Below are 20,583 nucleotides of genomic sequence, written 5' to 3'. Positions count from 1 at the left end.
CCCAAGCTTGTCGCGAGAAAGAGCAATGTACAAAACATTCTGTAAAGGGGTGAATCGCTATGAATGACAGTCTGTCCGCCACATTGACGCATCGGGTCAATGTGAAGCCTATCGACCGCACGTTCGAGGTGCAGCAAGACGATACGATACTTGCTGCCGCCCTCAAAAGCGGGTGTCAACTGCCCTACAGTTGTCAAAATGGCATCTGCGGAACCTGTCGGGCCAAAGTACTCGACGGGGTGGTCGATCATGCGGAGTCCAGCATGGCGATACTTTCCAACGAGGACCGGCAGCAGGGATACGCGCTCCTGTGCCAGGCAAAGGCTTTAACCGCATTGACGATCGCCTGCGAGGTGGTGGAAGCAACACAAGACATCCCTATTCGACGGCTTGTTTCCCGTGTCGATCGTCTTGAGCGCCTGGCCGAGGATGTGATGAGAATTCGCCTACGCCTCCCTGCCAAGGAGTCTTTCAGGTTTTTGCCTGGGCAATACATCAACGTCGTGATGCCAGGCGGTATTCGTCGCAGTTTGTCGCTGGCAAACGTGCCCGACGACAACGTGTTGGAATTGCATCTCAGGAATTACGGTGGCCCGTTTAGCCAACACGTTTTCAATGTCATGAAAGAAAACGACCTGGTGCGCCTTGAAGGCCCGCTAGGTACTTTTTTTGTGCGTGAAGACAGCAGCAAACCAATGGTCTTCGTTGCCAGCGGCACAGGGTTCGCACCGATCAAAGCCATGATTGAGCGCGAACTTGAAAAAGCATCGAGTCGTGAAATAACGCTCTATTGGGGCGGGCGAAGGGCCTCGGATCTGTATTTGAGTTCCGTTGCCGAGGCTTGGACGAAAAGTCACAACGTCACGTTCATACCTGTCCTGTCAGAAGCGCACCCCGACGACCTATGGGAAGGTCGGGTCGGCTTTGTTCACCGTGCAGTCATGGAAGATTACGAGGATCTTTCCCAGCATCAGGTCTATGCCTGTGGAGCGCCCATCGTCGTGCAATCGGCAAGGCAGGATTTTGTGGCGTTACGCAACCTCCCCGAGGAAGAGTTCTTCGCGGACATGTTTGTGTCGGGACAAAAGGCTGTCCAGTAGAACTCGTGTCGTGTGTCTCGATTGAAAATAAAAACAAGCACGTGGAGGAAGATGTCCGTGGATGAACTAGCCAGCGAGTTGACGGTTGAGCGACATGAGTCGCTCCTGTGGATCACTCTGAATCGTGCCGCCAAGGCGAATGCCATGACGGTGGATATGATGGAGCGTGTGACGGCTGCACTGCAGGCAGCCACTGATGACCCGCAGATAAACGCGGTGATGCTGACCGGCTCTGGCGAGCGCGTGTTCTGCGCAGGGGTCGATATTCGTGAACAACCGGCGGACGGTGATACGGCACGCCAGCGTGAACGAAGGTCGTTAGCGTTGGCGGCGCTGCAGGACGCCGTGATGGACTGCCCCAAGCCAGTTGTCACAGTGCTCAATGGTACCGCGACGGGAGGTGGCGCGATGCTTGCGCTCTTGGCGGATGCCTGTGTCGCCGTCGATACCGCGAAACTGTCGTTGCCCGAAATTGATTTGGGTATCGCCACCTTCTCGGGTGCGAACATTTTAGAGGTCATCGGCGGACGCGCTTTGGCGCTTGATCTGATTCAGAGCGGCAGGGCGATGAAGGCTACCGAAGCATTGGCGAGAGGGCTGGTCCGCGAGGTAGCCCTGCGAGACGAACTCCATTTGAAAGCTTCGGCGCTGGGGCAGGCGTTGGGGGCAAAGAACCCGCGCACGTTTGCCGAAAACAAGCGGTGGCTCAATCGTTCGCTGAGAGCTGCATTGTTGCAGGCTCGGGACGAGCATGCACGACACCGTGCACTGGCTCAGGCCGAGCAATAGCGCAGCGGGCAACGAGTGTGGTTTTGCACGGGCGGCGTGTCCATATCGAACTGAGGGAATATGATGTCTGATCTAGAAGTCAGTACCGTTGGCCGGGTCATGGTAGCCAAGCTAAACCGGCCCGAAAAAAAGAACGCCTTGAGCGAGAGCATGCTGGATTCACTTCGCACTGCATTGCTGGCTGCCGATGAAAATGATGACATCGGTTGTTTCGTCATCACCGGTGCCGGTGATGCATTCTGCTCCGGAGGCGACCTGGGCCGTCGGGCCGCCGAAAGCGCAGAGGGGGATCCAACGCCGCTCGAGCGTAAAATCAGATTGCAAAAAGTCACCCACCAGGTGGCATTAGCGATCGAGAGCTTTGAAAAGCCACTCATTGCGGCGGTAAACGGCGCGGCGGTGGGGGCGGGCATGGATCTTTCGTTGCAGTGCGATATGCGTTTCGCATCAGAGTCGGCTCGATTTGCTGAGGCTTATATTCGTGTTGGCCTGATCCCTGGAAATGGCGGTTGCTATTTGCTGCCGCGCATAGTCGGTACCGCGAAAGCCCTGGAATTATTATGGACGGGCGATTTCGTCAGTGCTGAAGAGGCGTTGGCATTGGGCATCGTCAACCGAGTATTCAGTGATGACGAGCTCATGCAGCAAACGCTGGATTTTGCTACACGCCTGGCGGATGGCCCTCCCATCCAGCAACGCAGCATAAAGAAGCTGCTATACCAATCGCTGCGGACCGATTTACGGACGAGCTTGGAGTCGGTGGCTGCGCAGATGGCCGTGGTGCAATCCACGGATGATTACAAGGAGGCCATCAAAGCTTACAAGGAAAAAAGGAAACCGCGTTTTATCGGCAAATAGCGTGTCGTGCCTGGACCGACCGGTCCAGGCATCGTTGTGATAGTGGAGGTGTCCGATGGAACTGCGTCAACTGCGCTACTTTGTCCGGGTAGTTGAGTGTGGAAGCATGGGGCGAGCAGCGCTTGAACTCGATGTTGTCACCTCGGCCCTCAGTCAACAAATCAGTCGACTGGAGAATGAACTGTCCGTTCGGTTGCTGCTAAGAAAGAAGAGCGGCGTGCAGCCCACCAGCGCCGGATTGGCATTCTGGCATCGAGCACAACTGGTGTTGCGCAACGCAGAGGATGCGGCCCACGCGGCCAGGACTGGACGGTTCGCCGGGCATGTCACGGTGGGATTGGCTCCATCCACCTCAGGCGTCGTTGCACTGCCGTTCATGGAGGCGATGCGAGAGCGATACCCGGATATTTCCCTTCGTATTGTCGAGGCGTTATCGGGCAACCTGGAGCGGATGCTGAGTGCTAGACAGATCGATCTTGCGATATTGTTTGGCGCTGATCATGGGCGCAGATTCAGCACTCAACCGCTGGTAAATGAACGTCTTTTCGCTATTTCCGCAGCTGACTTTTCCCTGGTCCGCAAGAGTGAATCGCTGTCAATCAGTGAGCTTTCCAACGTCCCCCTTATATTGCCCGGCAGTACGCACGGCCTCAGGGCGCTGATAAACAATGCTTTTGAAAGAGAAGGCTGCACGATGAACGTCATCGCGGAAATCGACGGGCTTGCGATACTCATGGACGCGGTGGGGGCGGGCTTGGGGATGACGGTGCAACCTAGCGCGGCACTTGCAAGGCATGATAAAGACCGTTTCGATACGGTACCCATTTCCGAGTTCAATTTTACCCGCTTGAATCAAGTCGCCAGTTTGTCGGACGATGAGTTGTCGCCGGCGGGTTTGGCAGCACGTGTTGTTTTGGCTGACGTCGTTCGCACGTTGGTTTCGGATAAACGTTGGCTGGGCACGCAACTGGTAACGGTGCCCGACTGAACAAGGCGCGGTCGCCAGCCGTCTCGATGTGCCTCCGTTCTCGAGTTCGGTGGGTGGAACTGAAGTTGGCGAGTGAAATAGCGTCATGCTAGTATGTTATTTTGAGACTGATTCTCGTTTGTTGGCGAATGAAGCATTTCGTGTCGAGGAGGATCGTTACGATCAACGATTTTGATGGGGTTTTTCAAGAATGATGCGCTCTGTGCAACGTATCTTGGCAGTTTTCGAAAGCTTTAGTTCAGACCGCAGCAGCCTTACGCTTCAAGACATTGCAGACCGTATCGAGCTACCGAAGTCGACGACGTTTCGTATTGTCCAGAGTCTTGAAAAGGCTGGCTACCTGGTACGTCTCGAGCAGCAATATTGCTTGTCCTTCCGGTTCACGCGCTTGGCTGGCCTGGTAAAAAGTACCCTGGGTATTCGTGAGATCGCTCGACCCGTATTGCAAGAACTCGCTGAGCAGACTGAAGAAACAGTCTCCATCCATGCGGTGAGTGATCGCAATCGAGTCTGTCTCGACTCGGTCACTACCAGCTCGGCACCGTTGCGCGCGGTGGTCCAGGCGGGTGAACAGATTCCCTTGTTGGTAGGGTCTGCTTCAAAGGTCTTGATGGCCTATATGCCCAAAGCCCAGCTCACCCCGTTAGTCAAAAATGTTGCCAAAGCGACGAAGCGCACCAATGGCGCGGTGCTTGAAGAGTTCGCCATGATCCGGGAGCAGGGTTATGCCGTTTCCCATGGCGAACGGCTGTTAGGCATCTCGGCGATCTCGGTACCCATCAAGGACGTCAATCAAGAAGTGCACTATTGCTTGTCGGTGGGGGCACCGACTGTCCGAATGAACATGAATGAAAAGGAGTTTATCGAGTTGGCAGTCAAAGGTGCCGAAGTCATATCGCGACAATTCGGTGGAGAGGTGGCCTTGCCCGCCCCTACATCCGACTGATGATGTGCGCCTGACCTCAAGCCTGGATGTCTTGACAGCGGCTCATCGCGAGAACGAAACGCTCCGCTGGTCACTTCCATGCGAATGGACCAGTTGGGACTTCCAGGCGAACGACGACGGTTCACGATTTGAAGCGTCCCACCAGACCGTTCAGCTCATCTGACAGACTCGACAACTTGCCGGAGTCATCCTGTGCAGAGTTGGCCAAGCTCTCCACCAGCCGAGCCTCGTCATAAATCTGCTGGATATGCCGATTGATCTCTTCGGCCACGCTATGCTGCTCTTCAGCGGCGGCGGATATCTGCAGGTTTTGATCCCTTATTTCATTGACCGACAATTGGATGCCTTCAAAGCTGTCCCGGGTGCTTTCGATGGACGACACACTGGCTCGCGAAAGCTCAAGGCAACTTCCCATTTTGCCCATCACCTCCTGGGTCTTGCTGCCTAGGGCGCCGAGCAGTTGCTCGATTTCGCCGGTCGAATCGGATGTGCGTTTGGCCAGTGCTCTGACTTCATCTGCCACCACTGCAAATCCTCGACCTTGATCACCCGCCCTGGCGGCTTCGATGGCTGCATTCAGGGCCAGCAGATTGGTTTGCTCGGCAATGGCGCGAATGGTGCCAAGGATCTGGTTGATGCTGCGGCTGCCGGCTTCGAGCTCTGTCATGGACTGCGACGACTCGGTCAGACGGCGTCCCAGGCGATTCACGTTGTCCGTGGTGATCTCGATCTGCTGCTTGCCCTCCGCCACACGGCGATGTCCGTTCTCGGCGGACTCTGCTGCGCCGCTGCATGAGCGGGCCACCTCATTGGCGGTTGCGACCATCTCGTTGAACGCGGTCGACACCAATTCCACCGCTTCGCGCTGTCTCCCGGCGGCCTCGTTCATGTTGTTGGCAACCTCGCTGTTAACCCTCGAGGCATTTTGCAGATTGCTCGATGCGGCGCCGATGTGTTGGATCAACTGACGTATGGCGGTGAGAAACTTATTGAACCAGCCTGCCAGCTCAGCGGTTTCGTCGTTACCCTGAAACTCTAGTTCGCGACGCAGATCTCCCTCGCCCTGTGCGATCGATTGCAGTCCGGTGCTGACCTGGCTGATGGGTTTGACGATGGACTTGGAAAATGCCACGGCGACCAGGGCAAAAATGACTGTCAATCCTCCCACGATGAGGGCGGTGAGGTAGGTCATGCGAGTGGCCGCGCTCATGACTTCACTGCGCTCGATCAAGCCGATATAGCGCCAGCCAAGATCAGGCGACGTCCAGACGTTGGCCATGTAAGGGATCCCATTGAGTTCAACCTCGGTTGATCCCTGCGGGGTGGCGGCCAACTTTGCATAGGCCTCGCCCAGGTCCTTGAGCGGCTTGAAGCTATGCGTTGTGTCGCGGGGGTCTACCAGTACGACGCCGTCCTCGATCAACATCACGTAGCCGCTTTCGCCAAGCTTGATGCTTTTGACCAGCTCGGTGAGGTTTTTCAAAGACACGTTCACGGCTAACACACCTTTGACGATGCCATCGCTCGTGATCATTGCCCTGGCTGTCCCCACCAGTGCTGCATCTTCCTTACCGTAATCATAAGCCGGGTAAAAAGCGGGTGTTCGTACGGTTTTGCCAGGGCTCGCCATCGCCGCTTTATACCAGGGGCGTGAACGTGGATCGTAGTTGGCCAACTGAGGATCATCTGGCCATTTGGCATAGGAGCCGTCCTCCAGGCCGATGGAGAGAATCGCCGCGGACGGGTGGGCTGCACCGTAATGAGCAAACCTTTCGATCAGTTGCTGGGCCGCAGGAGGCAATGGCCGGCTGGCGGCATCACCGGTCTGATAGTTCTTCAGCGCGCCAACCGATACATAAACTGGATCGGTTGCCATTTGATCGACATTTTGCAGGCTTGCCTCGAAAAACTGGCGAATGTTGCCATCGATCTGGCGTATTTCCCGCGTACTGCCATCCATAAACTGATCAGCCGCTAGCGTTCGCGTGTTGGTCACGGAAACCACTGCGACCAGGCTCACGGGTATAAAGGCGACCAATACGAACGTCAGCACAAGCTTGTTTTTTATTTTCATTGTGAAGCCCATAAACAGGGAGGACGGGCAAACGGCCAATTTCACGCGGTAGTCGCCTTTACACCCGATTCTGCTCGGGTGCGATATGTTCGGCGGCTCCGCCGATGAAGCGGACTGTTTTCAGTCCGCACACATCTTGAGCCGCTCACCGATCAGTTGATTGCAAAAAGGGTTATGTAGAGAGCTCTTGCCGCATTGTCTTCTGGGGCTGCGGTAGTTCACTCGCCTTGTTGCTTGCCTTGTTGCCCACTGAGGTGCGCAGGTTTATTCCACGAGTCTCAGGAACAAACTGAGTTGTGATCAGACAGAGCACGGCAATCAACGTGACGTAAAAGGCCGGCGCCAGCGGGGAGCCAAACGCCTGGGACAGGTACGCAGCGATCAATGGGCACGTTCCGCCGAACATCGCGACACTTGTCTGATAGGAAATGGCGTGTCCGGTTGCACGGAACGATGTCGGGAAAAATTCCGCTGCGGCCACAAAGCTGGCTGCCCCATAAATCCCCAATCCGGCAGCGAGGAGTGTTTGCCCGGCCACGGCGCTAGCGAAAGAACCCGAGGCAGCCAAGTACATGGCCGGATATGCCGAGAGCGCTATCCATGCCGCACCAAATGTCAGTACTCGCTTGCGGCCAAACCGATCACTCAATAAACCTCCTAACGGAAGTAGGGCTGAAAGTACGATGACGGCGATGGCGTTTGAGATCAAAGCCGAGGTGGAATCCAGCTTTCCGACCTCAATTAGAAAGGTGTACATAAAGCCGAGCAATAGGTAAGCCCCTACCGAAAAAACCGGTTGGACCATGAACACGTGCAACATACCCCTCAATCCACCGCAGCGAATGGCCGCTATCAGCGGATTCTTCTTGATTTTGCTGGCTTTACTGGCCTGGCGGGCTTGCTTGTACTCTTCAGGCTCATCGATGTTGCGGCGCAGCCAGAACCCGACCACTCCGATAATGCCTCCAAGAAGGAAAGGGACGCGCCACGCCCAGTCTGAATACGCTTGATCCCCCGCTCCAAGCTGGAGTGCGACGACCAAACCGGCCACGACGGCGTTGGGCAGGTGAGAGAAAATCAGCGTGAAGCCAAGCCAGTATCCTCTGCGATTCTCCGGTGCCGACTCGACGATGTAGCTGGTCGAGCCGGTCGTTTCGCCACCCAGTGCCAAGCCTTGTGCGATTCGACAGAGCAACAGCAGTAACGGTGCGGCGATCCCGATGGTTGCATAGGTCGGAAGCAGCCCGATGATCGCGGTGCCTAGTGCCATGAGCCAAACGGTCATCGCCATGACCCTGATACGGCCAAGGCGGTCCGCCAGATAGCCAAACATCAAGCCACCCAGGGGGCGGGCTACGAAGGCCACTGCATAGACTGCGAACGTGCTCAGAAGCGCGGCAGTTCGATCTGAGCCGGGAAAAAAATGGACGGATAAAATGGGTATTGAGAACCCGAATACAGCGAAATCGTAGATCTCACCGAAGTTCCCGATAGCGCCAGCGGCTAGCGATCGCCGAGAACTGGTCGTTTTCGTCTTCGTCATGCGTCTTCTCCTGTGACAGGATGGTTTTTATTAGTTGATGCAAAGCTGATGCATCAAGACTGCAGGATGAAACAGTGTTGCTTCGCCATCAGGCCTTAGAGATGTTCGAGGCGTGGATCAATGTTGCGTTTTCGCCGGATGAATCGTGGTAGTCAGCGAGCGTAACGTTTGTGAAAAGCGTTTCTGCGATGACGCAATCCGCTAACGGAGGTTATGTTAGAAAGACGCGTGTTGCTGGGGTTTAAAAGCAATACGCGTTCACTATTTGTTAATAGGTTGGCGAGGTTTGCCGGGCCAGGCAGGTAGCCGAGCGTGGGCTTGTTTCCTGCAGAAGGTGCCACTGGCTTACCGCCGCATCAGGACAGATTTTGGTTTTCATATAGACCTCGATCGATTCCACGCTCACTATTCGTGAGCCGCCAATCAATTGCAGTTGGAGGAGGGCTTGAACTGAACCGCGGAAATAGAGCTGTAGAACGTGCTCAAGTCTTTTATCGGGACGGGTTCGCTGATCTGATGATCCGCTTGCTCGAAGAGGCTTCGTGCAGCATTGGCGATCAACATGGGAGCGCCAAGATCGTTGCCGCGCAAACAGGCCGCTTTGAGGATGGTTTTTTCGCTCGAGAGTGCCGTGTTATCCAGGGCGTGACTGGATAACAATTGGGTATAAATAGAGCGAGAGGATTCACTCCATCCCGATGTCTTTTCCAGGACCAGTGCCATGTCTTCCAATGCCAGCCCATATCGCAGGCCTGCCGCCGTGCATTCATAAGTAATCGCGCTGCATAGCGATGCGATCGCACCTGTGACCAGCTCGATGGCGTGATCTTCAGGGCACGCTTGAGGGGCACCATCCGTGTTCGGCGTCACGGCATCGCCGTCGTACAATTTTGTCGCCGCCATGCTTTCGATGAGCCCGACCATGTCTTCGAGCTGCGCGTTTGGCCCCAAGGTGTTGGTTCCGATTTGCAACAATGCCCTGACCAGAGCGGTTAGCGGCATCGGGACATCCCTGGACATTCCCAGCGCGACGGCTTGATCGACGTCTTTGAGCATCAAAGCGAGGGCGAAATTGGTGGAGGGTTTTCCCTGGGCGAGCGCGGGCAGCATCCTGTCTGTGGTTTGATTTCGCGCTTTGTTGCGGTTCAACACGTCCGCCATCAGGGGCAGTGAAAGGCCGGCTTTTTTGCCCATGGCCACGACCTCAAGGGTCCCTAGTCGGCAGCCAGCATTCATGGCGTTGTTGACCATTTTCATGGCTTGGCCGTCGCCGACCCTGTCGCCACAACGATAAATCGTTTGGGTAATAACTTGTAAAACGGGGAGGGCGCGCTCGTAAACCGTATCCGAGCCCGCAACCATCAGCGTGGCTTTGCCTTCGGCAACGACCAGCGGACTTGCAGACACCGCAGCATCCATCATGTCGATACCGCGTTCGGCCAGTTCTTCGGCCATACGTCTGGTCTCACCCGGAATGCCACTTGTCTGATCAATGATCAGTGTCCCCGGCACCAATCCGGCCGCGAGGCCGTTTGGACCGAACAGCGCAGACCTGACGTCCGAGCTGCGTGGCAGGCACAGGAAGATGACGTCACACCGGCGAGCCAGGTCGGCCGCCGTGGGCGCGACGTCGGCGCCCAGTTTCTTGAACGTGTCGACGGCGGCCGTGTTGATATCCCACACGCATAACGAGTGAGACAGGAATCGACGAGCGAGTTGACTGCCGAGGGCACCGAGTCCGATGTATCCGATTTTCATTGCCTGTCGCCTCTCTTGTGACCATTCAACCGACGCATGCGGCGTATCGGGGGAATGGTGCAGATACTTTTATTGTCCTGGGGTGCGATGAAAGCGTATTGCCTGAACGCTAAAGCAATGAACCGATCATGCCGCCATCAACGCTGATGCTCGATCCAGTGATGAAACCCGCCTGTGTGGATGCGAGAAACGCGACCACGCCACAGACCTCGTCTTGCTCCCCCATGCGGCCGAGCGGTGTGAGTTTGCGGCGTGCCTCTGCCTGCTCCGGGGTGTACGCGGCGGTGCCGGTGCGGTGCGATGTGTCGATCAATGCCGGCGCTACACAATTGACAGTGATGCCGCAAGAGCCCACCTCGTTCGCGAGATGTTTCATGTACGCGGTGACGCCGGCGCGAAAAACGGTTGAAAGGCTATGGTGCGGCATGGGCTGCTTCACCGATGCCGAGGTAATGGCGATGACGCGACCCCATTGTTTCTTGAGCATCTGAGGAACCATTTCCTTGGCGACCTGGATGGTCCCCCAGAGTTGATTTTGATAGGCCTCTTGCCACCGTTCCTCTTCAGTTTCGTCGAGCGTCGCCCGCAGCGGATTGGGGGCTCGTCCCGTGTTCAGGACGAGGATGTCGGTGCCGTTGAATGTAGCGTTCACCGTGTCGGCGAGGCGCTTTACATCAGCGGCGACGCGCATGTCGCCGGGAACCGCGACTGCACGCACGCCGTGCTTTGCCGTTATTTCCTGGGCGAGGGCGGTCAGTTTGTCCGCCGAACGTGCAAACAGCACCACATGAACGCCCTCGGCTGCCAGCGCGTGAGCAATGTTTTTGCCTAAACCTGCGCTGGCGGCGGTGATGACTGCCACTTTTCCGTTGATCTTCAAGTCCATGATTTACTCCGACACGATGATTTCATTGCCTTCGACGCTGAATCGATGTGGCATGTCTTCGGAGGCCCACTCCAGGTAGGAAAGCACTTCCTGGAATCGAGGATCGTCGTGATTCAGCACTTCAGGCCGATACCGTGCGTCCATGACCATCGGAAGGAACGAAACCTTTTGTATGCCGTCTTTGGTCGCCACTGCTTTGGCGAGCAAGCTCAACGTACAGGCCTTGCCGTAGGGCATAAAAGGATATTCGGGATCGAGGTCCGCGTGATTGCGAACCGCACCGTGAGACCAGGCGGGCTCGCTCCATGAAGGCGCGGGAAACGACTTGGTCATTGCGAACACGCCGAGACTGTAGAAGACGGCTTTGCCCTTATACATCTCGATCGCTTTGGGAATATGCGGTGCGTGGCACACCACCATATCTGCACCTGCATCAATGGCAGCATGGGCTACGGTCACCTGGTAATCGGAGATCACGCGCGGCAGCCGGATGACGCCGGAGTGAAAAGCCAGGATAACGACGTCTACCTCACCTTTCAGCTTCTTGATGTCCTCGACCAGGTTCGCCAGGTCGCTGGAGTCAGGTTCCGTGCGAATGCGAACGGGCTGGTGGGGACCTCGTGTTTCATAGGAGGTATCGACCTTGATACTGGTCACGCCAGGTTTTTGCAGTCCTGCCTCGCTGCCGGCAGGACCGAGCGAGGTATAGCCCAAGTAACCGACCTTGATGCCGTCGTGTTCAATGATGGCTGGACGTCGTGCTTCTTCCAGATCCCGACCTGCGCCTGTCACCTGGATGCCGCGCGAGACAAAAAAGTCCCGGGTATCCACGAGGGCATCCGGGCCGCTGTCGTAGCTGTGATTGTTTGCCAGAGTCACCGCGTCGAACCTGCCATTGGTGAAAATAGCAGCCATTTCAACGGGCTGACCGACTTGAGGGGCATGGTCTGCGCGCACGGTGCGATCCGAGTAGGTGCGCATGCAGTTGATGAAACGCATATCGGCCGAGGCAAGAGTCGGCAGGACGAGTTCTGTGTACCCCTCCACCGGGAAGCCGTCTTTCGCTCCATGCGTGGGGCCGCAGTCCCCGCCGATCAGTATGGTGGCGTTCGATGTCATTTTTCCCTCCTATTATTTTTGTGGGAAATTTATGGTTTCGATCAATGAAACAGATGCTGCTAGATAGAACTAATAATAGCACCGCGAAAACGGCATGACCACGATTTGTACAGGCATCATGTCGTTGGATAAAGAGTCAGTCTGGATTTTCGTGGTTCTGATGATTGGAACAGGTATCGATAATAAGAACATGTGATAGTATCGATTTTGACATCCGTCCGGGCGCAGGCGTTACCTACCTGACCGTCTCTATGGCAGGTCGAGGGTCGACACCTGTTCAGGAAAACGACGTTGGTGCCAGTCTACTATTTGAAATTATCAGTTAGTTCAATCGCTTACATGAAAATAAGAGAGGGCGGAAATGGCAAGGTCACTGGATCAAACGCAGGGGCACACACCGGCAGGGCGGCTTGCCGGGAAAGTTGCTGTTGTTATTGGTGCTGGACAAAGCCCGGGCGAAGGCATGGGTAACGGTCGAGCGGCGGCCATTCGATTTGCGCGTGAAGGGGCGCACGTCCTGGCCGTTGATCGGCAAATCGAGTCCGCTGAGGAAACTGCGGCGATGATCATTCAAGAGGGCGGCTCCGCTGCAGCATTTTCTGCGGATGTGACCCGGGAACACGAGTTGGCCCTTGCCATGCAGATGGCAAAAAAACGTTGGGGGTCCCTGGACGTCCTGCACAACAATGTGGGGGTCAGCCTCGCCGGTGGTGACGGCGACTTGATGGACATCACCGAAGATCAGTTCGATAACATTTGCCGTATCAATCTTCGCGGTACCGTCTTTGCTTGTAAGCACGCAGTAGCAATCATGCGTGAACAAGGGGGCGGGGTTATCGTCAATGTGTCATCCGCGGCGGCATTGGGTAAGTATCCCTATGTAACGTACAAGGCTACAAAAGCGGGTGTCATTGCTTTCACCGAGCAGTTGGCGCTTCAAAATGCCCCTTATGGGATCAGGGCGAACTGCATCCTGCCGGGCTTGATCTCGACGCCGATGGCGGTCGAGGCGCGTATTCAAGCGTGGAACCAGACGCGTGAGCAGGTCAGCGCGGAGCGCAACGCCAAGGTGCCGCTCGGCCGCCAGGGAACCGCTTGGGATGTTGCGAACGCGGCCCTGTTTCTTGCGTCCGATGAAGCCAATTTCATCACGGGTATCTCATTGGCGGTGGACGGCGGCCGGTTGCTCAATCGTATTTAATCGTAGTCCCCCACTGCTGGCAGTGGGGGACCATCGGCGCATTACCGCTCAATCAACGTAGCCCGACAATACCCATCCAGTACTGAAGTTGATTTCCTGGCGTCTCGACATCAACGCTTCGAGCGTACTTGAGATGCCCGTCATCACCTATCCGGAATATCGACAGTGTCGCGGGCGTTACGGTCAGCCCTTTTTCATCATCGTATGCGGCCAAGGCCTTGATACTCGCCGTGACGAGCAAGCGGCCACTGGGATCACAGGCAAATGTTCGGACGTGAAAGGAACGAGTGTCCACATGCTGAACAAGTGTGGGCTCGCCTGTTTCAGGGTTGATAGCGTAGACGGCTATGTTGTTTTCACCTCCGGAGAACACTGGGCGCCCCTGGTGGGAGTGCGTCGCATCTGCGCGATTTACCAGGTAAACAAACTTCCCGCTTGGATGGACATGGATTGCACCGGCGAGTTGTCGTGGGTGCACGTGCTCAGGGGTTCGCAGCGTTCCCCGCGTGAAGGCTGGCTCGGCCTCGATCCGGTCACCGTCATGTCGGAACATGTAGAGACGGTTGGTTCGCTCGTCGGCTGCGTAAAGCCATGGATGCGTCGGATGAAAGTCGACATGCCGCGGGCCGAAGTCATGGCCATGATTCGGCGCAACCACATCGCTCATTTGGAGATGTTCTTCAGTTAGCCGAAATGAACGGAGTGCCCCGGGATCTTCCAGCTTGTCTGTCGTTGCGTTATTGCCGCGGTCAACTACCAGGACGTGTTTGGCGGATGGATAAAACATGACCTGGTGCGGATAGACCCCAAAGTCGGTGTTCGGATCCTGAGCCTGGCAGCTGCCAATTGTGCAGTCTGCGTTGATGCGGTGCACAGTCAATGAGCCGCGCTTGAAATTGTGGGCATTGACGATAAATCGTCCCAGGGGGTCGATACACAAATGTACCGCTCGGTAGGGAAGTCGCGCAGGTAAGCCGTGAGTGTTGAGTTGCCCGTCAGGTCCCAACGAGTAAGCGCTGACTTGATTGTGATGGGACTCCACCCTCGGGCCACCGTCGCTTGTTGAGACATACAGGAAGCCGCCGGATGGATGAGGCCATGCGTATTGCACCTTTGAGGCCACAGTGACGCTTTCCATCCTGTGGAGCGTTGCGCTGTCTACGTCAATCATATAGCGCGTGATGACATCACCTACGGCGCTGTAGAGTACGGCGCGGCTGCTCATTCAAGCCTCCGAATGGTCAATGGTGAACATGGGAACGGACATGCCGCTTTCTGATTCTTTAAACGCGACCCTGACCCGCTGCCCGATGCGAACACTGTCCAGATCAACATCGACAATGTTCGTAAGCATCATCAGTCCCTCGTCGAGGCGCACATAGGCAATGCAGTACGGTGCTGATGCGCCACGTCGTGTGATGCTGAAGGTGTAGATCGCCCCAGTCCCGCTTGCGGTGATCCATTCGACATCGGTGCTCCAGCAAAACGGGCACAACGCACGAGGATAATGATGCGGTTGATGGCAGGCATTGCAGCTCTTCAAGAGCAGACGCCCCTCGGTCGCCGCGTCGAAATAGGGTTCATCACCGGGGTTCAGGATGGGGTCGCTGATGGGGCGTTCTGTGTAGGGGGTCGACATGTTTTTACTCCCTTTCCATGATGACGGTGGCTGCACCGTGCCGATGACCTATCGCGCCGCCGATGCCGGTGGCGAGGGCTAGCGAACAGTTGGGAACTTGCACCTTTGGATGAGCCTCGCCTCGAAGCTGTCGTACGGCTTCGATTATTTTTGTGATCCCGCCGCGATTGGCGGGATGGTTGTTGCACAGGCCGCCGCCATCGGTGTTGAACGGCAACTTGCCGATGCCCGAAATAAGGTTGCCGTCCGACACGAATTTTCCGCCTTCGCCTTTTTTGCAGAATCCCAGGTCTTCAAGTTGCAGGATGACGGTGATGGTGAAGCTGTCATAGATGGAGGCGTACTGGATGTCGGCCGGCGTCACACCTGCCTCTTCGAAAGCTCGAGGGCCGGTCCACGCGGCGCCGGTATAGCTCAAGTCGAGGCGTCCACCCATCTGGTGTTTAGTGGATTCACCGCAGCCAAGTATCCGTACCCGTGGTCTGTTGAGGGCCTTGGCAATCTCCGGGCGGGCAACGATAACTGCGCCGCCGCCGTCGCTCACGACGCAGGAGTCGAGACGCCGCAGGGGGTCAGAAATCATCGGCGATGCCAATACATCTTCGACCGAGACCACTTTGCGCAACATCGCCAGAGGGTTGTGTTGCGCATGATGAGAGGCAGCGACCTTGACCCAGGCCAGTTGCTCGCTGGTTGTGCCGTACTCATGCATGTGGCGCATCGCACACATGGCATAGAGGTTCAACGTGACTGGGTTATAGGGCATCTCGAATGGCGCGTCCGGTAGATTGACGCCTCGTACGCGCGCCTGTATCCCAGAGATGCCTTCAGAGTTGGGGCGACCGGCCAGTGTAATCAGCGCCACGTTGCATCTGCCCGCTGCTATTGATTCTGCAGCGTGGGCGATATGGGCGAGATAAGAGCATCCTCCCATATCGGTCGAATCGACATGCCTCAGCTTGTCCAGATTCAGGTAGTTGGCCATCGACCATACATTCCCGCCGGGTGCATCGCCCGCGCAGAAATATCCGTCGATGTCATCTTTGCTTAATCCCGCGTCTTCAATTGCTCCTTTCGCCGCCTCCGCATGTAGCTGCGCCACCGAATGATGGGGGGCCTTGCGTAGGGGGTGCTCATACGCTCCGACGATGTATGCCCTGCCTTTTATTGTCATCTCTAGGGTTTCCTCAGTGCATGAAGATGAAGCTCGAATGTGCTTTCCGGTACCTTCGTTCAGGGGGGGGGCGGCCCACCGTAAAAGACAAAAGTAGTATGACGCAAAGTTCCGGTCAGTGAAATCTGTGCTGATTATCAAAACTCATGCTACCATCGATTCAACGTTGTTTGGAGCGCAGGATGGCGCTGCACTCAAATTTCCGGGCCAAACCAGGATGCTCATTGGATGCGAGCGGTCGCGGGGTAGGGGCAGGCCTTATTTTTTTTTGACAGGAAGATGAGATGAGCGAAAGCCTGATGGTCAGTTACGAAGTCGAAGGCGTTGTGGCCGTAATCACAGTCAACAATCCGCCCGTCAACGCCCTGACTCCCGAGATGAGAGGGAGCATCATTGACGCCGTTGCCCATGCGAACGCCGACCCGGCTGTCGCGGCGATCGTGTTGATGGGGGGCGGTCAGAATTTCATCGCGGGTGCTGATATTCGACAGTTTGGCAAGGCGAGAACAATCACTACCCGCATGAGCGCCGCGGCACTTGACGCCGGCGCCAAGCCGACTGTCGCGGCTATTCATGGATATGCGCTGGGAGGCGGTCTCGAGCACGCCCTCGCTTGCCATTACCGGATTGCATTGCCCGCAGCCAAGCTCGGATTGCCCGAGGTCGCTCTCGGGTTGATACCGGGAGGCGGCGGTACGCAGCGCTTGCCGAGGCTGGTCGGGGCTGCCGTAGCCACCGATTTGCTCGTCTCAAGCCGCCATGTCCATGCCGTCGAAGCATTGAAGATCGGGCTTATCTCCCAGATTGTTCCAGGAACACAAAGCCAAGAGCTTCGTGATGCCGCCGTAAGCTATGCAAAGGCCGTGGCGCAGGCTCAACCGCAGCGCGTACGCGATTTGGTGCTCGAACCGATGGATGCGACAACCATGGATGTGCTGCAAGCGGCACGCCGCGAAGCAGCCAAAAAGTCTCCTCACAACAAAGCGCCACAGTACGCGATCGACTGTATCGAAGCAGCTTTCAGCCTGTCGTTTGATGAGGCTCTAGAGGTTGAGAGCCGCTTGTTTTCTGAGCTGGAGGGGTCTGATGTTGCCAAGGCACTTCGCTATGCATTTTTTGCTGAGCGTGAGGCTGCCAAGGTTCCGGATGCGCCCCCGGGTTTCAAGCCTGCTGGTGTGACGTCCGCTGCGGTGATCGGCGCGGGAACAATGGGCGCGGGTATTGCCATTTGCTTCGCTGACGCAGGCATTGTGGTGAAGCTCCTGGAAGCGAGTGCCGAAGCACTGGACAGGGGCCTGCAGCGCATACGTGACATCTACGCCGTAAAGGTCAAGCGCGGACGCATGACCGTGGAAGAGATGGATGCGTGCCTTCAGTTTGTCCAGCCTGTCTCCCACTACGAAGAAATCGGCGACTGCGATGTCGTGGTTGAAGCGGTGTTTGAACGGATAGATTTGAAGAAGGACGTATTCACCAAACTCGATGCCGTGATGAAGCCTGGCGCGCTGTTGCTGACGAACTCTTCCGCGATTGATATCAACGTCATGGCCAACATGACAGGCCGACCGCAGTACGTCGCCGGCGCTCATTTCTTCGCTCCCGCGAACGCGATGAAACTGTGCGAAATCGTGAAGGGTGATCAAACCTCGATCGAGACAGTTGTGCGGGCCATGAAGATGGGCCGCGATCTTAAAAAAGTCTGTGCGGTCTCCGGGACGTGCGATGGCTTCGCGGCAAATCGCAGTCGCGCGCCGCTGGTCACGGAAATGATGCTACTGCTTGAGGAGGGAGCACGCCCTGAGCAGATCGACAGGGTCATGGTTGAATTTGGCTATCCGATGGGGCCGTTCGCTGTGAGCGATCTGTCCGGTCTGGATGTCAGCTATGACACGCGCAAGCGTCGCGCGGCAGCTGACCCTCAATACAGGAAGCTCCATGTCCCGGATCGGATGGTCGAGCTGGGCCGCAAGGGCCAGAAAAATGGGGTCGGATGGTATCGCTATGAAGAAGGTGGCCGCACACCTCGTCACGATGAAGAAGTGATGCGGATCATCGCGACCGTCGCCCATGAGCTTGGCACGCCTCAGCGTACCTTTACCGACAGTGAAATCCTCAAACGTCTGTTATTCGCCTCGATCAACGAGGCCTGCAAGATCCTGGATGAAGGCAAGGCATATCGAGCCAGTGACATTGATGTCATGTGGTTGTACGGCTTTGGATTTCCTCGCCATCGAGGAGGGCTGCTGTACTGGGCTGACACGATCGGGGCCAAGGAAATCCATCTGCAAGTGCAGCAATGGCATGAGCAATACGGCAGGCGTTGGACTCCTAGTCCGCTGCTGTCGAAAGCGGCCAATGAAGGGCTGTCCCTGAGAGAGCTGAAATCAGTCATATGAAAAGCACGGCAACGATGGCCGTGTGCGGCCGGTAACGGTTGTTCTTTTAATGAAAGCAACGCCCTGGTTGCTGTCCCCCAAGGGTTACGAAACGCTTCCCATGGTCGGCAAAGGGGCCAACAAGTAGAAACGAAACGGAAGAAAAATCATGAGCAGTGACACGTCCACACAAGCCTTGTCCGAGGGCGAATTCAAAATTTGGCAATGCATTTTATGCGGCTTCATGTATGACGAAGCCGAAGGTATTCCGGAAGAGGGCATACCTGCCGGAACTCGGTGGGAAGATGTTCCCCAGGATTGGATTTGCCCTGAGTGTTCGGCGACGAAGCTGGACTTCGAGATGGTCGAGATTTGATTAATAGCCTTTCCGGCGCAGTGTTTTTTTTGGTGATTGAGGGCGATATCAACCGAGCCCCTTGGCGCCAAATGTAGAGGGAATTCAGATGTCCATTGAAACCAATAATAATGTCATCGCCGATGCTGATCATCCGCGCGTCGGCCTCTTCATCGACGGTGAATGGATTTTCGACCGCCCCTCTTGCTTTGAAGTGTTGGACCCCAGCACCGAAGCATCGCTCACCAGCGTTCCTGGGGCCACGACCGCTGACCTGGAACGCGTGTTGGCCGCCGCTGAGCGGGGGTTCAGAATCTGGCGGGACACACCAGCGGCTGAGCGTAATATCATCATCAGTCGTGCCATCGCAGGCGTGCGTGCACGTTCCGAAGAAATCGCGCAGATCATCACCCGAGAGAACGGCAAATTAATTGCAGATGCGCGTGCGGAGGTGGAGCGTTCGGCGAGCTTCTTCGATTGGGACATGGCACAGGCCCTGCGAGCCTACGGGACCATCGTTCCGGGCGAAGCCCAAATGCAGAAATCGATTCTTCGTCAGCCAATCGGTCCAGTTGCGGCGTTCACGCCATGGAATGTGCCGCTGAGCGCGCCGTCGCGAAAGATCAGCGGTGCACTGTGCGCCGGGTGCTCCATCATTTTGAAAGCCCCAGAAGAAACCCCTGGCGCGGCAGTAGCCATGGTTCAGTGCTTCGAGCGAGCCGGTTTGCCCAAGGGCGTATTGAATCTGGTGTTTGGCAACCCGGCGCTAGTGTCCTCGACCCTGATCGAGTCGCCAGTGACCCGCATGGTGACCCTGACGGGGTCGGTGGCAGTCGGCAAGCATTTGAGCCAGCTGGCGGGTGCGGCCATGAAGCCGGTGCTGATGGAGCTCGGCGGCCATGCCCCGGTCATCGTTTGCGAAGGGGTCAATGCCGCGGAAATCGGCAAGATGGCACTCAAGAGCAAAATTCGGATCAACGCTCAGTGGTGTGCTGCGCCAGGTCGTTTCCTGGTACACGAGAGCATCTACGACGAGTTCGTCGCTGCGTTTGTGGCAACCGCCGATCAGGTACGTGTGGCCAACGGCATGGATACGAAGTCTGACATGGGGCCGGTCACCAGTGTCCGGCGCCTCGCCGCGATGCAGCATTTTGTCGATGACGCATTGGCGCGTGGCGGCAAGGTTGCCGTGGGTGGGCATCGTGTAGGTGAGCGTGGTTATTATTTTGCGCCGACTCTGCTGGTCGACACTCCACTGGATTGCGCCATCATGACCGATGAGCCTTTTGGTCCGGTCGCTGTCGCGGTTCGTTTCTCGACCCTTGAGGAGGCCATCGAGATTTCCAACAGTCTATCCGTGGGTTTGGCTGCTTTTGCGTTCACCAATTCACTGGAACAGGCTGAACGATTGAGTCGTGAGCTGGATGTTGGAGTCCTGTCGATTAACCATTTCGGTGCGCCGGATCCTGACACGCCGTTTGGCGGTGTGAAGGACAGTGGTATTGGAAGAGAGGGGGGGCCGTGGAGCCTGGACTCCTACATGGTCAGCAAGACCGTGCTACAGAAAACTGCTCGCGTCTGACTCAGTGCCCCCAGTTTCCGTGACGGGCGTTGGGGGCTTTGGCTTTATTTGATGATCAAGGCCAATCCAGTGACCACTTGGATTCATAGGAGCATTCACTGAGGCAGGCATTTCCTGAAGCAGCTTCCTGCTAACGTCGGAGTTTTTTTGATACGCAAGGCATCAATGCGCCTTCGCAAGAACGCATCCGACTAAG

The 20,583-nt window shown here is 56.5% G+C and carries 17 protein-coding genes and 1 pseudogene; 9 read left to right on the top strand and 9 right to left on the bottom strand.

From position 1 onward, the window contains the following. Nucleotides 1-59: 59 nt before the first annotated feature. The 5 genes from F6R97_RS03110 (at nucleotide 60) to F6R97_RS03090 (ending at nucleotide 4,681) form a co-directional block, all read left to right on the top strand. Entirely contained in the window at nucleotides 60-1,100 is a 1,041-nt protein-coding gene (locus tag F6R97_RS03110) for a CDP-6-deoxy-delta-3,4-glucoseen reductase (protein ID WP_095058149.1), read from the top strand. 51 nt (nucleotides 1,101-1,151) lie between these two features. Beyond that, nucleotides 1,152-1,889 (top strand): enoyl-CoA hydratase/isomerase family protein, encoded by a 738-nt coding sequence (locus F6R97_RS03105; protein ID WP_048392910.1) that lies wholly within the window; start codon nucleotides 1,152-1,154, stop codon nucleotides 1,887-1,889. A gap of 63 nt (nucleotides 1,890-1,952) precedes the next feature. Next, nucleotides 1,953-2,747, top strand: coding sequence for an enoyl-CoA hydratase/isomerase family protein (locus tag F6R97_RS03100; RefSeq protein WP_013692813.1), 795 nt, complete (start codon nucleotides 1,953-1,955; stop codon nucleotides 2,745-2,747). 55 nt (nucleotides 2,748-2,802) lie between these two features. Further along, nucleotides 2,803-3,735, top strand: a complete 933-nt coding sequence (locus F6R97_RS03095; protein WP_013692814.1) for a LysR family transcriptional regulator — start codon at nucleotides 2,803-2,805, stop codon at nucleotides 3,733-3,735. Nucleotides 3,736-3,928: 193 nt separating this feature from the next. After that, nucleotides 3,929-4,681 carry an IclR family transcriptional regulator gene (locus F6R97_RS03090; protein ID WP_013692815.1) on the top strand — a complete coding sequence of 251 codons (753 nt, stop codon included), beginning with the start codon at nucleotides 3,929-3,931 and terminating at the stop codon, nucleotides 4,679-4,681. 121 nt (nucleotides 4,682-4,802) lie between these two features. On the opposite strand, the gene F6R97_RS29520 is transcribed toward F6R97_RS03090, so the two are convergent. The 6 genes and pseudogenes from F6R97_RS29520 to F6R97_RS03065 form a co-directional block, all read right to left on the bottom strand. Further along, nucleotides 4,803-5,570, bottom strand: a complete 768-nt coding sequence (locus F6R97_RS29520; RefSeq protein ID WP_371856347.1) for a methyl-accepting chemotaxis protein — start codon at nucleotides 5,568-5,570, stop codon at nucleotides 4,803-4,805. An 87-nt stretch (nucleotides 5,571-5,657) separates the two neighbouring features. After that, a pseudogene (locus F6R97_RS29515) lies at nucleotides 5,658-6,641 on the bottom strand (sensor histidine kinase); the annotation flags it as partial. 286 nt (nucleotides 6,642-6,927) lie between these two features. After that, nucleotides 6,928-8,298 (bottom strand): MFS transporter, encoded by a 1,371-nt coding sequence (locus F6R97_RS03080; RefSeq protein ID WP_095058150.1) that lies wholly within the window; start codon nucleotides 8,296-8,298, stop codon nucleotides 6,928-6,930. A gap of 423 nt (nucleotides 8,299-8,721) precedes the next feature. Then, complete coding sequence (locus F6R97_RS03075; protein WP_048392915.1) at nucleotides 8,722-10,056, bottom strand: NAD(P)-dependent oxidoreductase; 1,335 nt, start codon at nucleotides 10,054-10,056, stop codon at nucleotides 8,722-8,724. A gap of 109 nt (nucleotides 10,057-10,165) precedes the next feature. Continuing rightward, nucleotides 10,166-10,942 (bottom strand): SDR family oxidoreductase, encoded by a 777-nt coding sequence (locus tag F6R97_RS03070; RefSeq protein ID WP_048392916.1) that lies wholly within the window; start codon nucleotides 10,940-10,942, stop codon nucleotides 10,166-10,168. A 3-nt stretch (nucleotides 10,943-10,945) separates the two neighbouring features. Then, the gene (locus F6R97_RS03065) at nucleotides 10,946-12,061 is read right to left on the bottom strand and encodes a CapA family protein (RefSeq protein ID WP_048392918.1); all 1,116 of its coding nucleotides are present in this window, start codon (nucleotides 12,059-12,061) and stop codon (nucleotides 10,946-10,948) included. Nucleotides 12,062-12,422: 361 nt separating this feature from the next. On the opposite strand from F6R97_RS03065, the gene F6R97_RS03060 reads away from it, so the two are divergent. Then, nucleotides 12,423-13,262, top strand: coding sequence for an SDR family NAD(P)-dependent oxidoreductase (locus F6R97_RS03060; RefSeq protein ID WP_304575820.1), 840 nt, complete (start codon nucleotides 12,423-12,425; stop codon nucleotides 13,260-13,262). 52 nt (nucleotides 13,263-13,314) lie between these two features. On the opposite strand, the gene F6R97_RS03055 is transcribed toward F6R97_RS03060, so the two are convergent. From F6R97_RS03055 to F6R97_RS03045, 3 genes are read right to left on the bottom strand one after another with little or no spacing between them, the layout of a single operon-like run. After that, entirely contained in the window at nucleotides 13,315-14,487 is a 1,173-nt protein-coding gene (locus tag F6R97_RS03055; RefSeq protein ID WP_304575821.1) for a lactonase family protein, read from the bottom strand. Then, nucleotides 14,488-14,901: a Zn-ribbon domain-containing OB-fold protein gene (locus tag F6R97_RS03050; RefSeq protein WP_304575822.1), complete on the bottom strand. Its 414-nt coding sequence runs from the start codon at nucleotides 14,899-14,901 to the stop codon at nucleotides 14,488-14,490. A 4-nt stretch (nucleotides 14,902-14,905) separates the two neighbouring features. Continuing rightward, complete coding sequence (locus tag F6R97_RS03045; protein WP_013692824.1) at nucleotides 14,906-16,075, bottom strand: thiolase domain-containing protein; 1,170 nt, start codon at nucleotides 16,073-16,075, stop codon at nucleotides 14,906-14,908. A gap of 284 nt (nucleotides 16,076-16,359) precedes the next feature. Here F6R97_RS03045 and F6R97_RS03040 point away from each other — a divergent pair, with 284 nt between their 5' ends. The 3 genes from F6R97_RS03040 to F6R97_RS03030 all read left to right on the top strand — a co-directional run bounded on the left by F6R97_RS03040 (nucleotide 16,360) and on the right by F6R97_RS03030 (nucleotide 20,387). Further along, entirely contained in the window at nucleotides 16,360-18,471 is a 2,112-nt protein-coding gene (locus F6R97_RS03040; RefSeq protein ID WP_304575823.1) for a 3-hydroxyacyl-CoA dehydrogenase NAD-binding domain-containing protein, read from the top strand. A gap of 175 nt (nucleotides 18,472-18,646) precedes the next feature. After that, nucleotides 18,647-18,826 (top strand): rubredoxin, encoded by a 180-nt coding sequence (locus F6R97_RS03035; protein ID WP_343226763.1) that lies wholly within the window; start codon nucleotides 18,647-18,649, stop codon nucleotides 18,824-18,826. 88 nt (nucleotides 18,827-18,914) lie between these two features. Next, on the top strand, nucleotides 18,915-20,387 hold the full coding sequence (locus F6R97_RS03030; protein ID WP_095058157.1) for an NAD-dependent succinate-semialdehyde dehydrogenase: 1,473 nt from the start codon (nucleotides 18,915-18,917) through the stop codon (nucleotides 20,385-20,387). Nucleotides 20,388-20,583 lie beyond the last annotated feature (196 nt).

The sequence above is a fragment of the Pseudomonas sp. JV414 genome, assembly GCF_032424305.1.
In the GTDB taxonomy this organism is placed as follows: Bacteria; Pseudomonadota; Gammaproteobacteria; order Pseudomonadales; family Pseudomonadaceae; genus Aquipseudomonas; species Aquipseudomonas lini.
This window is presented reverse-complemented; position numbering and strand designations above follow the sequence as displayed.